General features: G+C 39.2%; 18 protein-coding genes and 1 tRNA gene. 13 read left to right on the top strand and 6 right to left on the bottom strand.

Going from position 1 to position 20,598, the window contains the following annotated elements; translation table 11 throughout:
* The first annotated feature begins 262 nt into the window (after positions 1–262).
* Positions 263–2,296, top strand: coding sequence for a heavy metal translocating P-type ATPase (locus SKC38_RS04215; protein ID WP_377975371.1), 2,034 nt, complete (start codon positions 263–265; stop codon positions 2,294–2,296).
* 18 nt (positions 2,297–2,314) lie between these two features.
* Here the strand turns inward: SKC38_RS04215 and SKC38_RS04210 are convergent, their stop codons facing one another.
* The 3 genes from SKC38_RS04210 to SKC38_RS04200 all read right to left on the bottom strand — a co-directional run bounded on the left by SKC38_RS04210 (position 2,315) and on the right by SKC38_RS04200 (position 4,109).
* A complete protein-coding gene (locus tag SKC38_RS04210; protein ID WP_109323737.1) occupies positions 2,315–2,728 on the bottom strand; it encodes a hypothetical protein in 414 nt (137 codons plus the stop codon).
* A 432-nt stretch (positions 2,729–3,160) separates the two neighbouring features.
* Positions 3,161–3,778, bottom strand: a complete 618-nt coding sequence (locus SKC38_RS04205; RefSeq protein WP_377975369.1) for a recombinase family protein — start codon at positions 3,776–3,778, stop codon at positions 3,161–3,163.
* A gap of 115 nt (positions 3,779–3,893) precedes the next feature.
* Positions 3,894–4,109, bottom strand: a complete 216-nt coding sequence (locus SKC38_RS04200) for a hypothetical protein (protein ID WP_377975367.1) — start codon at positions 4,107–4,109, stop codon at positions 3,894–3,896.
* A 376-nt stretch (positions 4,110–4,485) separates the two neighbouring features.
* On the opposite strand from SKC38_RS04200, the gene SKC38_RS04195 reads away from it, so the two are divergent.
* The 7 genes from SKC38_RS04195 (at position 4,486) to SKC38_RS04165 (ending at position 10,910) form a co-directional block, all read left to right on the top strand.
* Positions 4,486–5,754, top strand: coding sequence for a BT4734/BF3469 family protein (locus SKC38_RS04195; protein WP_223143235.1), 1,269 nt, complete (start codon positions 4,486–4,488; stop codon positions 5,752–5,754).
* 102 nt (positions 5,755–5,856) lie between these two features.
* Complete coding sequence (locus tag SKC38_RS04190) at positions 5,857–6,606, top strand: hypothetical protein (protein WP_223143236.1); 750 nt, start codon at positions 5,857–5,859, stop codon at positions 6,604–6,606.
* A gap of 104 nt (positions 6,607–6,710) precedes the next feature.
* On the top strand, positions 6,711–8,234 hold the full coding sequence (locus SKC38_RS04185; protein ID WP_223143237.1) for a DNA methyltransferase: 1,524 nt from the start codon (positions 6,711–6,713) through the stop codon (positions 8,232–8,234).
* A gap of 63 nt (positions 8,235–8,297) precedes the next feature.
* A complete protein-coding gene (locus tag SKC38_RS04180) occupies positions 8,298–8,525 on the top strand; it encodes a hypothetical protein (RefSeq protein ID WP_223143238.1) in 228 nt (75 codons plus the stop codon).
* Positions 8,526–8,602: 77 nt separating this feature from the next.
* On the top strand, positions 8,603–8,860 hold the full coding sequence (locus SKC38_RS04175) for a hypothetical protein (RefSeq protein ID WP_223143239.1): 258 nt from the start codon (positions 8,603–8,605) through the stop codon (positions 8,858–8,860).
* Between the two features lie 149 nt (positions 8,861–9,009).
* Positions 9,010–9,378, top strand: coding sequence for a hypothetical protein (locus tag SKC38_RS04170; RefSeq protein ID WP_377975364.1), 369 nt, complete (start codon positions 9,010–9,012; stop codon positions 9,376–9,378).
* A 5-nt stretch (positions 9,379–9,383) separates the two neighbouring features.
* Positions 9,384–10,910 carry a tyrosine-type recombinase/integrase gene (locus SKC38_RS04165; RefSeq protein WP_377975362.1) on the top strand — a complete coding sequence of 509 codons (1,527 nt, stop codon included), beginning with the start codon at positions 9,384–9,386 and terminating at the stop codon, positions 10,908–10,910.
* A gap of 106 nt (positions 10,911–11,016) precedes the next feature.
* On the opposite strand, the gene SKC38_RS04160 is transcribed toward SKC38_RS04165, so the two are convergent.
* The 3 genes from SKC38_RS04160 to SKC38_RS04150 form a co-directional block, all read right to left on the bottom strand.
* Positions 11,017–11,088, bottom strand: a tRNA-Arg gene (locus SKC38_RS04160).
* Between the two features lie 12 nt (positions 11,089–11,100).
* Positions 11,101–11,817, bottom strand: a complete 717-nt coding sequence (locus tag SKC38_RS04155) for an RluA family pseudouridine synthase (RefSeq protein WP_377975361.1) — start codon at positions 11,815–11,817, stop codon at positions 11,101–11,103.
* A 176-nt stretch (positions 11,818–11,993) separates the two neighbouring features.
* The gene (locus SKC38_RS04150; RefSeq protein WP_377975359.1) at positions 11,994–13,283 is read right to left on the bottom strand and encodes an anhydro-N-acetylmuramic acid kinase; all 1,290 of its coding nucleotides are present in this window, start codon (positions 13,281–13,283) and stop codon (positions 11,994–11,996) included.
* A 79-nt stretch (positions 13,284–13,362) separates the two neighbouring features.
* Here SKC38_RS04150 and lhgO point away from each other — a divergent pair, with 79 nt between their 5' ends.
* The 5 genes from lhgO to ilvN all read left to right on the top strand — a co-directional run bounded on the left by lhgO (position 13,363) and on the right by ilvN (position 20,584).
* Positions 13,363–14,565, top strand: coding sequence for an L-2-hydroxyglutarate oxidase (gene lhgO, locus SKC38_RS04145; protein WP_377975357.1), 1,203 nt, complete (start codon positions 13,363–13,365; stop codon positions 14,563–14,565).
* A gap of 130 nt (positions 14,566–14,695) precedes the next feature.
* Positions 14,696–16,444, top strand: a complete 1,749-nt coding sequence (locus SKC38_RS04140; RefSeq protein ID WP_377975355.1) for an ABC transporter ATP-binding protein — start codon at positions 14,696–14,698, stop codon at positions 16,442–16,444.
* 100 nt (positions 16,445–16,544) lie between these two features.
* A complete protein-coding gene (gene ilvD, locus SKC38_RS04135) occupies positions 16,545–18,221 on the top strand; it encodes a dihydroxy-acid dehydratase (protein ID WP_377975353.1) in 1,677 nt (558 codons plus the stop codon).
* A gap of 85 nt (positions 18,222–18,306) precedes the next feature.
* The gene (ilvB, locus tag SKC38_RS04130) at positions 18,307–20,049 is read left to right on the top strand and encodes a biosynthetic-type acetolactate synthase large subunit (protein WP_377975351.1); all 1,743 of its coding nucleotides are present in this window, start codon (positions 18,307–18,309) and stop codon (positions 20,047–20,049) included.
* 4 nt (positions 20,050–20,053) lie between these two features.
* Entirely contained in the window at positions 20,054–20,584 is a 531-nt protein-coding gene (gene ilvN / locus SKC38_RS04125; RefSeq protein WP_377975737.1) for an acetolactate synthase small subunit, read from the top strand.
* Positions 20,585–20,598 lie beyond the last annotated feature (14 nt).

The following is a 20,598-nucleotide window of genomic DNA, read 5'->3' as shown; positions in this document are numbered from 1 at the left end:
TACCGAAAAATGAAGTTTTAAACATGAAAAAATAAAAATCAATGAAAAATGTAAATCAACTTATGCAAGAAATAATCTCAATCTCTTCAACGATTGAATCAGATTATCCTGAACTATACAAATATTTGGATGAAACTCCCTTCAAGATTTGTGAAACCAATAAAAATGAAATCTGTATCTTATATTTAGAAGAATACCTTAAAACCCTGAAGGAACAACTTAAGGATTACATTTCCTCGCATAATAAATTAAACGGAAAAAAATGATAAATACAGATCCAAATCACGTTCATACCTACGATGCAGAAGGAAAGATTAGTTGCTGTACTTTAGAAGATAGAGTGTACGGTAAAGCTGGTGCAGATAATTTGCTACATGACATAAAAGCAAATGACAGTAAGCCTGTTCAAAAAACGGAAATAGCTGAAAGTAGTATACTCAAACAATATCTTCCGGCTATCATCAGTTTTAGTATGCTGCTTATTGGCATTGCCGCAGATAATTATTTTAAGCCTGCTTTTTTTACACAATATATTCGCTTTGCATGGTATGCAATGGCCTACCTGCCAGTTGGCTTTCCTGTAATAAAAGAAGGTTGGGAAGCTATTCTTAAAAAGGAGTTCTTTACAGAGTTCACATTAATGGTTTTGGCAACTTCAGGGGCCTTTGCCATAGGGCAATATCCTGAAGGCGTAGCCGTGATGTTATTCTATGCCATAGGAGAATTGTTTCAAAGTGCAGCAGTCAGTAAAGCAAAGAATAACATTAAAGCCTTATTGGATGTTCGTCCATCCTCTGCCAGTGTTTTTAGAAATAATAGGTACGAAGATGTAAAACCCGAAGAAGTTCAAATAAACGAAACTATTCAAATAAAGGCGGGTGAAAAAGTGCCGCTGGATGGCGAAATGCTAAGTGATGGCAGTAGCTTCAATACAGCAGCCCTTACAGGCGAAAGCAAACCAAAATCAATTTACAAAGGAGGCCCGGTATTGGCGGGTATGCTAAACCTTGATAAAGTAATTGAACTAAAAGTAACCAAAAAATTTGCCGACAGTTCACTGGCACGCATTTTAGACATGGTGCAAAATGCAACAGCCCGCAAAGCAAAAACAGAATTATTGATAAGAAAGTTTGCAAAAATCTATACACCCATTGTATTCTTTTTAGCCGTTGCGTTGGTTGTAATTCCCTACTTCGTTGTAAGCGATTATGTATTTGCACAATGGCTGTACAGGGCATTAATTTTCTTGGTTATCAGTTGTCCTTGTGCCTTGGTCATTTCCATTCCTTTAGGCTATTTTGGCGGCATTGGTGCAGCCAGCAAAAACGGTATTCTTTTCAAAGGCTCAAATTACCTGGAGCTTATAACCAAACTAAATACCGTGGTGATGGATAAAACAGGAACATTAACAGCAGGTGTTTTTAAAGTACAGGAAATTGTAACCAATGGAGTGGACAAAAGTGAGTTCATCAAAACATTGGCAGCATTGGAAGCAAAATCAACACACCCTATTGCCAAAGCCATAGCCGAATATGAAAAGAACCAAACAAAGATGTATCAGGCAGAGGAGGTAGTAGAAATTCCCGGGCATGGTTTAAAAGGAAAAGTAAATGGCAACGATGTGTTGGCCGGCAATACCAGGCTGTTAAATAAATTCGGTATTAGGTACGATACGAAATTGGATGAAATTATAGAAAGCATAGTGGTAGTCGCCATAAATAATCAATATACAGGTTATGTGCTCATTGCCGATGAAGTAAAAGAAGATGCACAGGAAGCCATTAAGCAATTGCACCAAAATGGTATTACTCAAATTGTAATGCTTAGTGGCGACAAAAATTCTATTACGCAAAAAGTAGCAAAGCACATAGGTATAGAGTCTGCCTTTGGTGATTTATTGCCCGAAAGCAAAGTACAAAAGGTAGAAGAATTAAAACAAGACAAATCCAAAATAATTGCCTTCGTTGGTGATGGGATTAATGATGCCCCTGTTTTAGCATTAAGTGATGTTGGTATTTCAATGGGGGCAATGGGAAGTGATGCAGCAATAGAAACAGCAAATGTAGTAATACAGACAGATCAGCCTTCAAAAATTGTAACTGCTATAAAAATAGGAAGAGCAACCCATCGTATTGTTATTCAGAATATTGTATTGGCATTTGCTGTAAAAATTATTGTAATGTCACTTGGCGCAGGTGGTTTAGCTACTATGTGGGAGGCAGTATTTGCTGATGTTGGAGTTGCACTATTGGCAATACTAAATGCAGTTAGAATTCAAAGAATGAAGTTTTACTGAATTAAAGCACAAATTAATTTACCTATTCAAGTGTCGACTTTCATCCAAATTGTCTAAGTCGTAGTCCTCGAGATTGAATTCGAAGTCTTCATCACTTAAATGAATATTCCTTCTGAGTGGACCGGTATAGAACATGTTTTCATTAACAAATTCAATGTGTTGATTTTGGATTGCTGAAATTATCGATAGATTAAAAATAAGTTCTTTCAACGAGGTACTTGTAATTGCTACCAAGTCATTTTCTTCCAGTTTTAGTTCTTCCAATACTTTGTAGAATAACGCTTCATAGAACTTAACCTCCTTTAGAAGTCCAAGGTTTCCAATTGTATGCGAGGCATCAGGGTTAGTAAATGTTATATTCAAGACCTTTAATTTTGACAAATTCTCGCTATCAAAATTGTCTTCTATCTGAGTAAATCCTTGTAATCTCATTTTCGTGTATTCTTTACTTTCAATTCGTTTATTATGTTCTGAGATAAACGCTCAAATTGGGATTCTGAGAGAATGATTTTCTTCGAAATAGTCTTATTCTTGATGGTATTTTTCATAAATGTTCTTTACTATAAATACCGGAAAAAATGCCAAAATTTTTAAAATGGGTTTTCACCTTAAAAGGTGTTTGTAAGGTTTTAGCGGGTAGACATTTCCAATTTCCACTAAAATTTGGGCCGGATTTTAAACGGGGAATTGACCGGGGTCTAAAAACGAAGGTATTTCATATATAAGGGAGGGCCGGTTTAGGGACTTCCTCCAGGACCTCCAGCAGGGACTCCGTATGGGCACCCCTTTTATAGTTCATGTTACCAGGATAGGTACAAATATCCTTTGGGTCTCGGCAACCACACCACATATGATTCATTTCATTTACATTACCAACATCAATTTTTTGACCTTTGTAATCGTATTGATATGAAGACCAGTAATCTTTGATATTTCAACAGATTTGTAGTTCTTCTTAAGTAATTCCATTGCACGTCTATTTTTTGACTTGGATAAGAATTTTAGCGGGTCTTCGCTGGTACCATGTTTTCTTCCTAAAAATACGTTGCCTTTCAGTTTTGCCAATTCAATTCCTTCTTTCTGTGCCGACTTAATCATGTTACGATTCATTTCCGCTATTACAGACATCATGGCAATACACATCTTTGAAATTGGATTCTCAGTTCCATCATGGTTAAGAGTTGATAGACCTTGCTCAATAAAATGAACTGGTATTTTCCTCTCGACCATAAAATGAAGAAAATCAACAATTCCCTTCAGGTCACGACCGCAGCGGTCGATTTGCCAAAAGGATACAGAACCTACCAAATCCATTGAGATTAGTTTGAATAGTTCCTTTCCACCGGGTCTTTCAAATAATGCAACCGCTCCTGAGATTTTGTCCTCTATTACCTTATGGTAGTTGGCCTCTTGAACTCGTTGTCTATCTAAGTTTTGGTCAATCGAACTGGTACGAACATATAGAATACTTAGTTTTTTCATAATATTAGACTTATGGTGTTATAACCCTAAAATTATGCCTTAATACGCTAGAATGCTGCATTTTTTGTTCAATTTCTACATGTGAGAGCTTCACATTTCAAGGTATACTCTAATATTATGTTTTTGAGTTATGATTGAAGAAGTCGTTAAGGGATTGGTAAGACTTCATCATGTAATCGAACTCCTTCTTTGCATAATCCCGGTATTTCTTTGCCGATGGATGTTTGCTTGTCATCAATTCATGAAACTGCTCTTTGGTTAGTTGGGATAATGAAGTAATTGTACCTTTTGCCGGTGAATATTCATCTGAGGAAATGTCATTTTTTGTCATTTTTTTTAAAATGGATTGAGCTTCGAACATGGGTCAATTCCCACCTAGCCAATTTACGGTGAAATCCTTTCTTTTAGTGTACTAAAATTGTGGATGATGATACAAATATCCCAAGTATTATATTTTTTGTCTATTAGAAGTTACACCTACATCCTGTACGACAAAAACCTCCTTTAAATTACAGGAAGTGGGGTTAGATTTCTTAGCAATTCCTTAGCATTGAAGCCTTCCCTTTTTTATCCATTTTCGATATATTTATTAAAACGGTAAGAATTAGTTTGTAGTGGAGCTGATTGATACCATAAAGATTTAGAGTACTCCCCCTCATTAAAGTAACCGTCCACTACCGGTGAAATAATGGGGGATTTTTATTTACATGTTTTCTTATTTCAATGGTGGTATTAAAAACATTTACCCAAAAAGACACATCGACTTACCTACACTGGTAAGATTGATAAAGAATAATCCTGAGAAACTTAAAATCGAAAAGGTTCGAGAACTTAGAAGGACCGGAATGGATTATTCAACCCCTAAGAGTTATTTACCTTACATTACACCCAATTGTTTGGTAAGGATTCGGAATCTAAAAGAATCGGACTATAATCTAATTGCACCATCATCATATATCTACTTTGATATTGATGATTATCCCAATTCTCAAAAACTTAAAGACCGGTTCATTGAAGAATATGGTCATATCGCTTCTCTTATTTGTATATCATGTAGTGGAGGTGGGATTTCTATCTTCTTCAAGGTGACCAATATTCTCAAAAACGAGAATGACTTCCTTATTGCTCGACAATACATAATTGATAACATATTGGTTAATGAGAAGATAGATACCAATGCTGGCGGTATTGCACGTGCTATGTTTATATCTTCAGACCCTGATTTATTCTATAACTATGAGAATGAATTAGACATACCGGTGGAATTATTTAAAAAGGGCAGGAATAAGGAAGATAAGTGCCGGTTGGAAGAAAAAAAACCTAAAACTACAATGATACGTATCCATTGTGCACCTCAAGAACCATTTATACCTATTCCAATCAAGGAAGTTTTAGAGCAATTGATACTGGAAACACCAGTAAATGTAAAGAATCCAGTAGTAGATTATAATGAAGTTAATTACGTTGAGATACGTTTTCAATATCTAATTAAAGATACTTTAAAACATAAGACGTTTACCAGTATGATTCACAAGCTACTATTCCTTAACCCAGTTGCCGATAAACATTTGCTCTTGTCATATCTATATCATGTGAATGAGGAATATACCGGTAATAAGAAGATGGAGCTGCGTGAACTGATGGGTTTATTTGATACCGTATTTAATGGTGCAACATTCCTTGGAAACTCAAAGGTCAAGCCGGTCTTAAAACGTATCCATTACAACAAGGATTGCGATGCGACATTTAACAAACGTAAGGTTTCTGGTAAGATTCGAGGTATCCTAAAAGAGAACGAAAGCAAGCTGAAAATTAGGGCCACAATTGAGGAGATGGAAGCCAAAGGTATCCCCATTTCCAAGTCAAGTATATCCAAATATTCAGGAATTCACCGGGGAACTATCATAAAACACATGGATACGGACCTTCATGACATAAAAAAAATTATAGACGAAATCAACGATTCAATTGAATAGTGGCACATTTGGCCTTCGTTTAAATTACAAGAAGAAAAAAGTTGACAAAATAATTTGTATGAAAATAAAACTTCATATACATTTGTAAAAAATTACAAGGGAATGAAAAATAAGGATTCGGATAATAAGGAGCTAAAGAATAAAAACCTTAAGATGTTGACAGAGGATTTGGCAACATTAGACTTCATTAATGGGAAGTCATTCATGGCATTTCCCGCTGATGAAATTGAAGGTATGACATTACCTCAAATGATTTCTGCATACGAGTCAGGTAAGTTCTCCGCTAATATTTTAGATGGGTTCAGAAAGAAGGTGTTTGCTGAACGTGATAGACTGGTTCAAGATGTTTTGAATTTTTACACATCGAAACTTGAATTCAAGGATGCTGAGTCTTCGATGTCACCGGAAGAAATATTTCAAGTAATTGAAGAAAAGAAGATTCGCGTAAGACGACTAACAATGGTTCTTAAACCTGATTGCTATCAAACGATTACCAAAAAGGCTAACGGTGATGAATATGACTTGGTTAAACTAAACTGGATTGATGATGACGGTAACAAGTTCATCAAGGTCTCGAAGACATTTGGCCTGAAAGGAAAATTGGGTTTAGAGTTTTCCATGAAAAAAGTACTTAAAGACTACTTTATGACTGAAGCTGAACAAGTAACGGATTGGAAACAATTACAAAAGTTTGCCAGAGCAGTTAGAGCTGACCATGTTGCATCAATTGATGGTAAGACGTGGGTTTTTGAGTTCAAACTTAGTGACAAGAACGAGTTCATCAAAACAGCGTTAAGGTTTGAGTTGTGGGATAACTACTATCAAACATATCTTAACACAGGAAAGAATTAAAAAAAAACGAGACGGATGAAAGTCCGTTTTTTAAGACCCAAATATGGTTGACAAAATATTTTACCAACTTTTAATCAGATTTATTAACAATTAAATTTTAACGCATGAAAAATGTAATTAATGTTGAAGTTATCGAAGTCGATAATATCAAAATTCACCCTTTGCTTGAGCAATTTGTGAAACCAAAAAAGAAGGACCACATCGAATACACCATGAATCGATTGGGTCAGTTTACACCACTACTTGGTAATCTTGTTGGAGATACCTTTTATGTTACAGACGGAATCGTCAGATTGGAAGTTGCGAAATCCTTAGGATTGAAAACTTTGCAATGTCTGCACATTAACATTCCTGATGAGGATGTGGTAAAAATCAGATTAACCAGTAATCAGCGAACCAAAATGTCATACAGTGAGATGATGCATTATGGAGAGCATATGTTAGGACTTATCGGGAAATCTCAAGGTAAGAAAAGAGATTTAATGGGTTTTGATTTTATCGACAAGGATGAACATTATGGACTTATTGGTAAAGGGAGATGGGAGTTGGTTTGCCACTTGCTAGACCTTTCAATTTGTGCATCAACATTAAGAAAGTTAATGGAAATCAAATGGTTTGAAGATGAGAATCCAGGGAATAAGGTAGGAATAATGGCTGGATTGGAAAATGGACTATTTACCATCTCAAAAGCACATGATTTACTTGAAGATAAGATTAAGAAAGAATCTAAAATCGAGGAGAGAAAACGTAGAGACTATGAAGGAAAAGTAAATGACGTCAGCTTTCATTTGTTCAACACTTCGTCATTTGACCTATCAAATATCCCTGATGGAAGTATGAGAATGTTCATCCAATCACCACCATATTTTCAGCTTCGTGAATACAGAAATCAACCTGATTATTTTATCCATGGTCAGGAAGAAACCTTGGCTGATTACATTAAGAACGAGGTTAAGTTTTATCAAGGAGCTAAAAGAAAGTTGCTTCCAAATGGAGTGATTGTGATTATCATTGGTGAGACTTACAGAGATGGTTATCAAGGTGTTTGTACCAAATTAGAAACTGCACTTGCTGAGGATGGGTGGTATATCCATGATGTAAACACATTTGTGAAGACAAATCAAAAGGCTACACCTCACGTGGCAAGATTTCTGAATTCAAAAGAAACCATCATCGTAGCAGGTTTAAAACCTGCAAATGAAACGCTATTCAATGACGTTACAAGACCCTCTTCAATCGGAGAATTCAAAGTGATTCCTGGTTCTTCAAGAACTACGGGAGGTAAAGGTTATTCAATGGCTTCTCCTGAGTCATCAATTACTAATGTCTTTATTGAGTCTGTATTTCAAAAGTCAGAATACGCGGATGTGGAAGATGAATTTTATCACCAGGCCCCAACATCTGTTAACATTTATGAGAAATTCATCCTTGGGTATAGTAATCCGGGTGAAAATGTAGGGGATTTATTCGTAGGCAGTGGTTCGGGACTGGAATCGGCAATTTTAAATGGTAGAAATGGGTTCGGCTGGGACGTTGACCATGAGTCAATTGATTTTTGTAATAAACGTCTTACAAAGCGTCTTGAAGAAAGAGAACAAGCGAAAATCGAATTATCGATTGCCGCATAAAGATAGTGCCAACCTTGGAGTGTATAAATTTCAAACTCCGCTAAACAATTTAAATTTTAAATTATGAAAAAAGTTACCGCTGTGTGCTCATTTTCCATTTTTTGTTACACACAAGTTGATGTATCGGATGATTTTGAGTTTGAATCTTCTGACCCCTCTGAGAGAATTGATGAATTGGAGTCTCTTTTGGGTGTAAGATTTGATGAACTTATTCCTGAGCCTCAAGTGAAAGCACATGAATCTATTAATGATTTGACTTTTGATATGTGGTATGATGTCTCCGTGGACTAATTATTAACGGCAGATAAAAGAGAAAAATTGGGATTTACAGGTGTTTAATCTCTCATTAAAGTTTCAAAAAATAGTATATGAAATCACAAAATTTTAACAAAGACAAACGATTAGTCAAAGAACAACTTGAGAAGAGAGGATTTGATTTTAAGTTAAAAATCTTTTTAGAAACAAATAGAGGATTTTTGGAGAAACGAGGTCGATTCTTTAGTGATGAAGATTGGGAGAAACAAATGAAATTATATGATAGGATGGTACTTGAATACAGAAATCACCCTTTGTACTATGTTATCAAAAAATCTCCCAAAATGGTACATCACAAAAATGTTAAATGACAATTTGAAGTACCAATATGAAATTAAAGGGACTTGGAATGTAATAGTTATTTATTGAGTTTTAATTAAGAAAAGCTGGTAAAAGCCAATGCAGTTGAAAATACAGAAAAGGCTTATCATTGCATTGAATGTCCTTTTTGTATTAAATATTGCCTCCAATTAAAGGACATAAAGTGAAAACAAATAATGAAGTTTTAGTGGATTTGAAGGAGGTCATCCAATCAGGTGGTCTCAACTCAAACCATGGTTACAATCAAGGTACTACAAGAATTTCTATTAAAGAGTTACACGTTAAAAAAGGATACCACTGCAAGCTAAATGACATTCTTTTTTTCTGTCAAAAAATTGAAAATGGAGAAGTATTAGAACCAATTGAAGTTAATCAAAATAACCTGATTGTAGATGGGGTAAAACGATACTTTGCCTACATAAGGTTGAAGTACAGCTTCGTTCAAGTTAAAGGAAGTAAAGTGTTCATCGAGGAGTTCATAGGTGAAGGATTTAAAATAATTAAGTAAGAGTCATGTACCAGTTTTTTTCATTAAGAAAGTCTCAAAAAGACAAGAACACAGGAACTATCATTGAAAGTATATTCGATGATAGAACTCCTATATCAAGAAAGTCAATTGGTTATAAAATACCGGTTAAACTTTGGGATGGAAACAATGAAAAAGTAAAGGTGAACGAAGATGTGGATTACATTCTAATCAACAGTAGGATTCAAATGTTAAAAAACCAATTCAGTCAAAAGACCAAAACGCAGAAGAAATTTGACTACCAAACACCTACGTTTGTTGCTGAGAAAGAGATATGTTTTATTGAGTTCTGCAGGGAGATATTGGTCAAGGATTACGATTCTATTGCAACCCAAAATAAGTACACCACCATCGTCAATTCTATGGTTCTCTTCATCAAGGACCGCTACAACTTAGATAGACTTCCAATTGAAATTTTGCGTCGGTTTGACTTTATCTATGAGTATGCAATATTCATTGCAAAGCAAACCAATCGAATTAAGGACCCAACCGCTACAAAGAAAAACAACACGAGGTTCAACTACATTGTGGTAATCCAAACTCTTGTCAGGAAGTTTAATCAACATCATCCGCACCTTGAGACGATAAAGACGGACCATTACATTATCCAAGTACCAAAAAAGAACCTGGAGAAGATAAAGTCTCGCATGTTGAAGAAGGATGAAATAGATAAGATTATCAACTATCAGGAGATGGATGGTAAAAAGAGAATCAAGACAATGGAAGGGAAGTATCAGTTCCTATTTCAATTTTTTACCTCAGGTCTTCGTGTATCTGATATTCTGCTAATGAACTTTAAACACTTCGTAGATGGAAGACTTGAGTTGATTATTCAAAAGAACGATGATTTGTTATCTGTTCCTTTCTCCTTCAAATCTGCGAAACTACTGTCTTACTTTTATTCAATGGAATTTCAACGAGCCTTGGAATTAAATCCAATTGGTCAGTTAAATCTAAGCGTTAGAGAATTGGAAACATTACTTAATATCCATACCGAGAAGGATTTCGGTTCCTTGACGGTATTGGACGTTGTCAACCTTAACAACCATCTTAAAAGAAACAAGTTTGATGATTATAGCGAGGAGGTTGTGATTATCGATGGTTTAATCCGTAGAATGGAGTCAATGGTTGCCTACTCAATGTGTGAAATCATGGGGGAGAAAGAACCGGGACATGTCTTTGACTATCTCCCATATGAGGATTTTAAGGATTTGAAGATTTTTGACAAGAAAAGGTTGAACCGTGACCAAATAAAACTACTTACAAGAGGTCGTTCCCGATATAACTCAAAATTGCGAAGAATCGGAAGAGATTTGGGTATCAAGGAACTTTCAAGTCATGTTAGTCGTCATTCATTTGCTTACCACATGTTAGAGAGTGGTGCATCAATTGAGGAGATTTCTTTTGCCCTTGGTCATGCAACGGTTCAACAAACACAAGGGTATTTGAAGCAATTCCCGCAGAAATTCGCTGATAAGGCAATCAAGGTTTTCGAGGACAGCTTTGAATTATAATTCACACTTGCTACACAAATCTGCTACACAAGTTCCCTTTTTACCTAAAATACAAAAGGACATCTCATTGCGAAATGTCCTTTTTTGTTGACCTGAGGTCATTTTGTAGCCCCGGCAGGAATCGAACCTGCATCTTAGGTACCGGAAACCTACATTCTATCCATTGAACTACGGAGCCAGGGTTGCAAATTTACGAATACTTCTCCAATTGTCTTACCAAGACATTGAAATCTTTTGGATAGGGCGCCTCCACCGTGATCGGGCTCCCATCCATTAAATTGAAGCTCAAACTATGTGCATGCAAGGCCACGCGACGCATCAATGGGCGTTCTTCCGTATCTTTTTTCAAATGAAAATTTCGTTTTAAATCCGATAGATAAACATCTTTCCCTCCATACATTTCATCCGCCACGATGGGCGCATGTAAACAAGTTAGGTGAATTCGGATTTGGTGCATACGTCCCGTGATGGGCATGCATTCAACCAAGGTGTATCCTTTGTATACTTTCAAACTTCGAAACCAAGTTTCCGCGTGCTTGCCGTTAGATCTTGCGATAATTACTTTCCCGTCTTTGAGTGGGAGGATGGGTAAATTTACCAACATGCCATCCCAGTCATGCATGCCTTCCACCACGGCATGATAACGTTTCGCCGTTTCACGATGCTCAAATTGCATGGAAATATGTCGGTAAGCTTCCGGGTTTTTCGCAATGACCAAAGCGCCTGTTGTTTCCTTATCCAAGCGGTGTCCCACCTGAGCATCTTCTGAATAGACTTTCGCCATGCGCAGGATACTCGGTGCATAATCATCCTTCCGCTCATCCAAGGTCGCAATGCCTGAGGGTTTGTTGATGACGATGAAGTCCTCGTTTTCAAAAAGGATGTAATCTTGTAATTTGTATTTCATATATCAGTTGTCAGTAGTCAGTTGTCAGTGGTCAGAAAACAGTCGCTAGTCTTTAGTCCGAAGTCTATAGTCCTGAGGATAATTTATTAAACAGTCGTCAGTCACTAGTCGCTAGTCCTAAGTCCGGAGGATAATTTTACCACTTCACTCTTCACTCTTAACTCTTAACTCTTAACTCAATTGGGTAAACTAATCTTCCCCATCGTCATCCAAGGCGAATCCCCCAAACGTCGGTCGCGAGCAACACCCGGATCTAGCAAGGTTTCATTGGCCAACAAAGCAAATAAAACCGCCTCTTTGGCCGCGGATTCAATTCCCAAAGCCGCGGAATCTTGTACAATAAAACCGGGTAATAATGCGCGCAAATGTTCCATGATTAAGGGATTTCTTGCCCCACCACCACTTGCAAATATGCTGCCAGTCGTAATTTTCGTATAGGTTTGAATGGCCAATGCAATGCTTTCTGCCGTAAACCGAGTTAATGTCGCCATAACGTCTTCCGAAGAAATACCTGCCGGCGCCAATGATTTCACTTGTGCTAAATTAAAATATTCTGGCCCCGTACTCTTTGGAAAGGCTTCTTTGAAAAAAGATAAATCCATCAATGCTCTTAAGAATTCCGTATTTACTTTTCCCGATCGTGCTATCTGCGCATCTTCATCAAAACTTTTTCCCGGATAATGTGCCCGCACCCATGCATCAATTAGGGTGTTTCCTGGACCTGTATCTGTTACTAATATGCCTTTGGAGTCTTGATTGGCTGGCAAATAGGTGAAGTTTCCAATGCCACCCATGTTCAATAAAATCCGATCTTCTCCGGCTTTGGTAAATAAAAAATAATCCCCAAACATTGCCAAAGGAGCTCCTTCGCCTCCCGCCGCAATATGTTTTTGGCGAAAATCGGAAAGTGTTATAATTCCTGTCAAATGCGCCAAATGATCCCCATCCCCAATTTGCAAAGTTGAATGCGGGAAATGGCCCGAGCGGTCCGGTCGGTGCATCACGGTTTGGCCATGTGAGGCCAAAGCATCTACATCCGAGGGCTGAATTCCCCAGCGTTGCAATGTTTGCAAAATAATGTTTGCATGTGTCCGCGCGATTTGCGCGTTCAAGGTGCATAAACTAGGGAAATGAATGTTTTCCTTCGCAAATACTGCTCGAATGGACACTTTGAAATCTTCTTCGAACGGAACCGAGTCAAAATGCAATACCTCGCATTGAGTCTGTAAGCCTTGTCCGCTGAAACGACATAAAGCCATGTCTAAGCCGTCGAGGGAGGTCCCCGACATCAATCCCAAAATAATTCGGGATGGCTTTTGCGCCATGCGATACAATTGTTCAATCTGTGGATTCAAGGCTTTTGTGCTTATCCCCTCAACTTCGCCAATCCTTGAAGGTTTGGCGAAGCTAGAAAAGAGGGAGCACAAAGCTACAAAAAAATCACCCAAGCTATTTCGAAAATTCATCAAGTACCTGATAATTAATTGATAATTCCCCGCCTCGATTTCGTATCTTTGAGGCTTAGTTATTTCACTCATCCACTTTATGGCATTAGATGTAATTATCGTCGGCGGAGGCATCGTGGGCCTCGCGACAGCACACCGCTTATTGGAATCAAATCCCGCATTGAAAATCGCCCTTTTCGAAAAAGAGCCAATGGTTTCCATGCATCAAACTGGAAATAATTCCGGCGTTATCCACTCGGGTTTATATTACAAACCGGGTTCTTTGAAGGCCAAAAATTGTATAGAAGGTTATCATCAATTAATCGATTATTGCCAAAAAGAAGAAATTCCTTTCGAATTGACCGGGAAAATTGTTGTGGCTAGCACGCAAGACCAACGAGTTCAATTGGAGAATTTGTTTCAAAGAGGCCAACAAAATGGATTGGATGGCTTGAAAAAGTTAAGTCTAGAAGAAATGCGCGAGCATGAACCGCATGTCATCGGAGTTGAGGGGATGTGGGTGCCTCAAACAGGAATCGTAGATTACCGTGCGGTAGCTGCCAAATTAGCGCAAGGCATTCAAGCGAAAGGTTGCGAACTACACCTAGGAGAAAAAGTAACAGATATTACCAAAGGGCTTAGCTATTCCATCGTGGAAACGGATAAGGCTGTTTACGAGGCAAAATTGATCATCAATTGCGCCGGTTTGTATTCGGATCAAGTGGCTCAATGGACACAAAAAGAACCTTTGGATGTTCGCATTGTGCCGTTTCGTGGCGAATATTTCAAATTGAGAAAAGATAAAGAGTACTTGGTGAAGAACTTGATTTACCCGGTACCTGATCCGAATTTTCCATTCTTGGGCGTTCATTTTACCCGCATGATGCGTGGTGGGGTAGAGGCTGGACCGAATGCCGTTTTGGCCTTTAAAAAAGAAGGATACAAGAAATTAGGGATCAATGCCAAAGAACTTTGGGATACCCTAACGTGGCCTGGCTTCCAAAAAGTAGCTGCTAAATATTGGGAAACTGGCCTCGGAGAAATGTACAGAAGCTTCTCCAAAGAAGCGTTTACCAAAGCACTTCAAGGGCTAATTCCAGAAATTCAAATCGACGATTTAGTTGAAGGAGGTGCAGGTGTTCGTGCTCAAGCTTGTGATCGCAATGGCGGTTTGCTCGATGATTTCTCCATCGTGCAAGACGAAAAAGTGATCAATATATTAAATGCACCAAGTCCTGCGGCTACTTCGTCCTTGTCGATAGGCAAAACGGTGGCAGAAATGGCTTTGGGACGGTTTGAATAAACGCGCCCACTTGGGTTTCCCCAGACTGAAGTCTGCGGTTTTTATGAAGTATGATTCTTTGGTTTTCCTAGACTGTATTCTAGGCTTAAATAACTTATAACCCCAGGCTTTAGCCTGGGGATTTTACATCATGAAACTATTACTAAAATACCTCTCTCAATACCGCTGGCGCGTTTTCGCTGCTTTAGGTCTTGCAGCTACCAATCAGATTTTCTCTTTGATGGATCCCTACATCTTCCGGAAAATCATTGATGATGTAGCGGCCGTCTATCACGCAGAAACGCATACGATGTCCCAATTCGTGGATGCGATTTGGCCTTTAGCCTTAGCTTCCGTGGGCGTTGCCTTCGTGAGTCGGGTGGCGAAAAACTTCCAAGATTACATGATCAATACCGTAACCCAAAAGGTAGGTGCGAATCTGTATTCAGATGGAATCCGACATTCCTTGGAATTGCCTTACGAAACTTTTGAAGACCAACGTTCCGGTGAAACTTTAGGGAAATTGCAAAAGGTACGTATCGACGTTGAGAAATTGATCACCTTAGGTATCAACATCCTTTTTCAATCGGTTATCGCCTTGGTGTTTATCTCCGTTTATGCCTTTTCTGTTCACTGGATGGTGATGCCCTTGTTCCTCGTGACAGGTCCTTTGATTGCCTGGGTTTCTTCTGTATTAAGTAAGAAAATCAAAGTCATTCAAATTGAAATTGTTAAGGAATCGACTGGTTTAGCGGGTTCTACAACTGAATCTTTGCGCAATATCGAATTGGTGAAATCACTTGGTTTGGCCGAGCAAGAAATTGCCCATTTGAATGCAACCACAGAGAAAATTCTTAAGTTGGAGCTGAAAAAAGTACGTTACGTGCGCTCCATGGCTTTTGTGCAAGGAACATGTGTTAACTTGCTTCGCATGCTCATGGTGGTTGTCTTGATTTATTTAATATACAAGGGCCAAATCACCATCGGTCAATTTTATTCGTTGAACATCTATTCGTTCTTCCTATTCAATCCTTTACAGGAAATTGGGAATGTGGTAAATACCTTCCGCGAAGCTGAGGTGTCGCTTCAGAATTTTGAAACCATCTTGTCGATTCCTGGTGAGAAGAAGCCGGAAAATCCAAAGGCAATTACACACATTCAGGATTTGACATTTGATCATGTGTCCTTCCAACATCAATCCGCGACCCAAGAAGCATTATCTGATATCTCTTTCCAAGTCAAAGGTGGAGAGACGATTGCTTTTGTGGGACCTTCGGGTGCAGGTAAATCGACCTTAGTGAAATTGTTGGTAGGCCTTTACCGACCTAAAAAAGGACAGGTCTTCTACAATGGCGAAGCGGGCGATGCGATTGATTTTGATCAATTGCGCAAGAAAATTGGCTTTGTAACCCAGGATACACAATTGTTTTCAGGCTCTATTCGTGAAAATTTATTGTTCGTCAATCCCAATGCGACTGATGCGCAATGCATGGAGGTGTTGGAAAAAGCAGCATGCCAAAGTTTATTAGCCCGTGCCGACAAGGGCTTAGATTCATTAATTGGTGAAGGAGGGGTAAAAGTATCGGGTGGCGAAAAGCAACGTTTGAGTATTGCACGTGCTCTTTTGCGCGATCCCAATTTGCTTGTTTTCGACGAAGCGACTTCTGCCTTGGATTCCTTAACGGAAGAAGAGATTTCGGAGACAATTCGAGCGGTTTCGCAAGCATCAGAACATTTGACTATCTTGATTGCGCACCGTTTATCTACCATCATGCATGCAACACGTATTTATGTGTTGGAAAAAGGTAAGGTGGTCGAATCGGGGAATCATGATAGTTTGCTGGCCGACAAAGGTTTATACTATGCCATGTGGCGTCAGCAAGTAGGGGAAAACAAATAATTTATTTTGTAATTCCTTGATTGGCCATATATTGTTTGGCAATCCTTTGGCTTGAACAAATAGGATTGCGTATATTTGTTGTTTGTAAAAATTTACTCGTATGTCATTAAATAAATTCTCAAGAACACTTACACAAGAAGTGACAAATCCGGCGGCGAAAGCGATGCTTTATGGCATTGGATTGACTCCAGAGGATATGAACAAAGCTCAAATCGGTATCGCAAGTACAGGTTATGAGGGTAATCCGTGTAATATGCACCTGAATGGTTTATCTGTTCATGTGAAGAAAGGGATTCAAGAGAATGGCATGGTGGGCTTGATTTTTCACACCATTGGCGTTTCGGATGGTATGACAAACGGGAACGATGGAATGAGTTATTCCCTGCCTTCACGTGATATTATCGCAGATTCCATTGAAAATGTTGTGGGTGCGCAATGGTATGATGGCGTGATTGCTGTTGTAGGTTGTGACAAAAATATGCCTGGAGCTATGATGGCTTTGGCACGTGTGAACCGACCAGGTATGTTGGTTTACGGCGGAACCATTCGTTCCGGTTCTTATAAAGGAGAAAAATTAGACATCGTTTCTGCTTTTGAAGCTTTAGGAAAGAAATATGCAGGAAACATTTCCGACGAAGATTACGAAGGTGTAATTCGTAATTCGATTCCAGGTCCTGGGGCTTGTGGCGGTATGTACACAGCGAATACGATGGCTTCTTCCATGGAGGCTATGGGTTTGGTTTTGCCAAATTCATCTACGTATCCAGCGACGCACGAAGGAAAAAAAGCCGAGTGTTTGGCAATTGGTGCAGCGATGAAGGTGTTATTGGAGAAAAACATTTGCCCACGTGACATCATGACGCGCAAATCATTCGAAAATGCGATGACTGTCGTGATGGCCTTAGGCGGAAGTACAAATGCTGTTTTGCATTATTTAGCGATTGCGCATTCTGCTGGTGTTGAATTTACACTGAATGATATTCAAGCGATTTCAGATCGTACGCCTTTGTTGGCAGATTTGAAACCGTCTGGAAAATACTACATGGAAGATGTGTTGGCGATTGGAGGAATGCCAGCCATTTTGAAATACCTTTTACAGGAAGGCTTCTTGCATGGTGATTGCATGACGGTGACTGGAAAGACGATGGCTGAGAATTTAGCTGATGCGCCGGATTTGAATTTTGAGACACAAAAAATTGTGTACCCGATTTCGAATCCGATGAAGCCAACGGGCCACTTGCAAATTTTGTATGGCAATTTGGCCACAGAAGGAGCAGTAGCTAAGATTACAGGAAAAGAGGGTGAGCGTTTTGAGGGAATTGCCAAAGTTTGTGAACGCGAGGAAGAGGTGATGGAATTCTTGTCAAAAGGAGAAATTAAAGCGGGTCATGTTGTCGTTATTCGTAACGAAGGCCCGAAAGGGGGGCCAGGAATGCCAGAAATGTTGAAGCCAACTTCTGCTTTGATGGGAGCTGGATTAGGTAATTCAGTAGCAATGATCACAGATGGTCGTTTCTCTGGTGGTACCCATGGATTTGTGGTAGGCCACGTTACGCCGGAAGCACAAGAAGGTGGAAATATCGGTTTGGTAAAAGATGGTGACAAGATTACTATCGATGCGGTTGATAACAAAATTATCTTGCATGTATCCGATGAAGAATTAGCAGAACGCCGGAAAGCTTGGAAACCACGTGTTTCTCCGCATACATCAGGAGTTTTGCGTAAGTATATTAAGAATGTTGCCTCAGCCAGCCAAGGTTGTGTAACAGATTTGTAAAAAATCAACAATTCAATTTTTTTCTAAAGCATGAAGGCTTAAATTAGCTATTCGTTTTAGAATTGAGACAAAATAGTAAAAGACCATGGGACAAACCCAAACCCAACCCGCTGATTCAAAACAACCCGAGCAGAAGAAATTCTTGACCGGGGCACAGGCTATTATGGAGTCGCTGGTCGCGCAAGGGGTTACAACTATTTTCGGATACCCAGGTGGGGCTATTATGCCTACCTACGATGCTTTATATGATTATCAAGATCGTTTAAAGCATATTTTGGTGCGCCATGAACAAGGTGCAGGACATGCTGCCCAAGGCTATGCTCGTATGCTCAATAAGGCGGGTGTTTGCATGGTGACTTCAGGTCCGGGTGCAACCAATTTAATTACGCCGATTGCCGATGCGATGTTGGATTCAACACCTTTGGTATGTATCGTAGGCCAAGTAAAAGGAAATTTATTAGGAACGGATGCTTTTCAAGAATGTGATTTGATTGGTATTTCCATGCCGGTAACCAAATGGAATTACCAGGTGATGGATCCGAATGAGATTCCTGAAATCATTGCAAAAGCATTTTACATTGCGGAATCTGGCCGACCAGGTCCTGTATTAATTGATATTACGCGTACGGCACAGTCGGAATTAATGACTGAACCGTTTGAATATAAACCATGTACATCGATTATTTCGTACAAACCACGCGTGGAGCCGAAACAAGAACACGTGGAGGCCGCTGCCAAATTGATTAATGCAGCCAAGAAACCGTATATTTTAGCGGGTCACGGTGTGTTAATTGCCGGCGCGGAGGCGGAACTAAATGCCTTAGTTGATAAGGCGGGTATCCCAGTCGCAACGACCCTTTTGGGCATGTCGGCGATGGATGCTGATCATCCTATGTATGTAGGCTGGCCAGGCATGCACGGAAATTACGGTGCCAATGTATTGACGAATTCTTGTGACGTATTGATTGCGATTGGAATGCGTTTTGATGACCGTATTACGGGAGATTTAGCGACTTATGCAAAGCAAGCGAAAGTAGTTCATATAGAGATTGATCCTGCGGAAGTAGATAAAAACGTAAAAGCGGATGCCCCTGTTGTGGGTGATGCCAAAGCAGCTTTACAAGCTTTGTTGCCTTTAATTAAGCCAGCTGAGCACTTGGAATGGCGTGCGGAGTTTGATTATTACTTCAAAGAAGAGCATGAGAAAATTACCCTGAAAGATGTTTTCCATGAAGGAGATCAAATTAAAATGGGTGAGGCGATTGCGATGATGTCCGACAAAACCAAAGGAGAAGCGGTTGTGGTGACGGATGTAGGCCAACATCAGATGGTGACGAACCGTTATTATCGATTTAAGAAAAGAAATTCGATTGTCACTTCAGGTGGCGCAGGAACCATGGGCTTTGCCTTGCCAGCGGCATTCGGTGCGAAAGTTGCCGTGCCAGAACGTGAAGTTGTGGCGGTGATTGGTGATGGTGGATTCCAAATGACTTTACAGGAATTAGGAACCATTGCCCAAAGTAAACTTCCTGTTAAGATTATCATTTTGAATAATAACTTCTTAGGTATGGTTCGCCAGTGGCAAGAGCTATTCCATGCGCGTCGTTATTCATTTGTTGAATTAGAAAATCCAGATTTTATTACGATTGCCAAAGGTTTTGGAATTCCAGGCCATACGGTATCTGATCGTAATTTATTGAGTGAGTCTTTGGATACCTTATTGAATTCAGAGACCCCTTATTTATTGGAAATTGTTTGTGAAAAAGAAGGGAATGTATTCCCGATGGTGCCTGCGGGCAGTACTGTAACCAACGTAAGGCTCGAGTAATATGTTGATAAATTATACACTTTCGGTATTTACTACCAATACGGTCGGTTTGTTAAATCGAATCACAATCATCTTCACGCGTCGTCGCTTGAATATTGAGAGTTTGACGGTTTCGGAAACGGAGCGTCGTGGCGTTTCGCGCTTCACGATTGTGATTCGTAGCGAAAATAGGGATGTCGTGGAAAAGTTAGTGCGTCAAATCCGTAAGGTGACGGACGTTTTAGCGGTATATGGCTATTTGGATGATGAAATTATTTTCAATGAAGTGGCCTTGTTTAAGTTGGCAACCCCCCTTGGTGGCGAGCCGATTGACGTGAAAACGATCAATTTAGATTGGAATGCAAAAGTGGTTCATTGGGGTTTGGAGTATGTTGTGGTTGAGAAAAATGGAACCGAAGAAGAATTAGGAGAATTTTATAACTACTTGAAAAAGTGGGAAATTTTAGAGTACATCAAATCCGGTCGGATTGCCGTAGGTAAAACCGAAAAAGGTTTGGTTGAATTTCTTCCCGAGGGTAATTGGGAAATCGTATAATATAAACGTAAGCA

The sequence above is a fragment of the Aquirufa echingensis genome, from assembly GCF_042714525.1.
GTDB lineage: Bacteria > Bacteroidota > Bacteroidia > Cytophagales > Spirosomataceae > Aquirufa > Aquirufa echingensis.
This window is presented reverse-complemented; position numbering and strand designations above follow the sequence as displayed.

Bases quoted from the DNA above. Each gene is read 5' to 3' on its own strand.
- SKC38_RS04205 (WP_377975369.1), bottom strand. From the start codon at position 3,778: ATGAAAAAACTAAGTATTCTATATGTTCGTACCAGTTCGATTGACCAA.
- SKC38_RS04165 (WP_377975362.1), top strand. From the start codon at position 9,384: ATGTACCAGTTTTTTTCATTAAGAAAGTCTCAAAAAGACAAGAACACA.
- SKC38_RS04140 (WP_377975355.1), top strand. From the start codon at position 14,696: ATGAAACTATTACTAAAATACCTCTCTCAATACCGCTGGCGCGTTTTC.
- ilvD (WP_377975353.1), top strand. From the start codon at position 16,545: ATGTCATTAAATAAATTCTCAAGAACACTTACACAAGAAGTGACAAAT.
- SKC38_RS04185 (WP_223143237.1), top strand. From the start codon at position 6,711: ATGAAAAATGTAATTAATGTTGAAGTTATCGAAGTCGATAATATCAAA.
- SKC38_RS04175 (WP_223143239.1), top strand. From the start codon at position 8,603: ATGAAATCACAAAATTTTAACAAAGACAAACGATTAGTCAAAGAACAA.
- lhgO (WP_377975357.1), top strand. From the start codon at position 13,363: ATGGCATTAGATGTAATTATCGTCGGCGGAGGCATCGTGGGCCTCGCG.
- SKC38_RS04200 (WP_377975367.1), bottom strand. From the start codon at position 4,109: ATGACAAAAAATGACATTTCCTCAGATGAATATTCACCGGCAAAAGGT.
- SKC38_RS04195 (WP_223143235.1), top strand. From the start codon at position 4,486: ATGTTTTCTTATTTCAATGGTGGTATTAAAAACATTTACCCAAAAAGA.
- ilvB (WP_377975351.1), top strand. From the start codon at position 18,307: ATGGGACAAACCCAAACCCAACCCGCTGATTCAAAACAACCCGAGCAG.
- SKC38_RS04215 (WP_377975371.1), top strand. From the start codon at position 263: ATGATAAATACAGATCCAAATCACGTTCATACCTACGATGCAGAAGGA.
- SKC38_RS04150 (WP_377975359.1), bottom strand. From the start codon at position 13,283: ATGAATTTTCGAAATAGCTTGGGTGATTTTTTTGTAGCTTTGTGCTCC.
- SKC38_RS04180 (WP_223143238.1), top strand. From the start codon at position 8,298: ATGAAAAAAGTTACCGCTGTGTGCTCATTTTCCATTTTTTGTTACACA.
- SKC38_RS04155 (WP_377975361.1), bottom strand. From the start codon at position 11,817: ATGAAATACAAATTACAAGATTACATCCTTTTTGAAAACGAGGACTTC.
- SKC38_RS04210 (WP_109323737.1), bottom strand. From the start codon at position 2,728: ATGAGATTACAAGGATTTACTCAGATAGAAGACAATTTTGATAGCGAG.
- SKC38_RS04190 (WP_223143236.1), top strand. From the start codon at position 5,857: ATGAAAAATAAGGATTCGGATAATAAGGAGCTAAAGAATAAAAACCTT.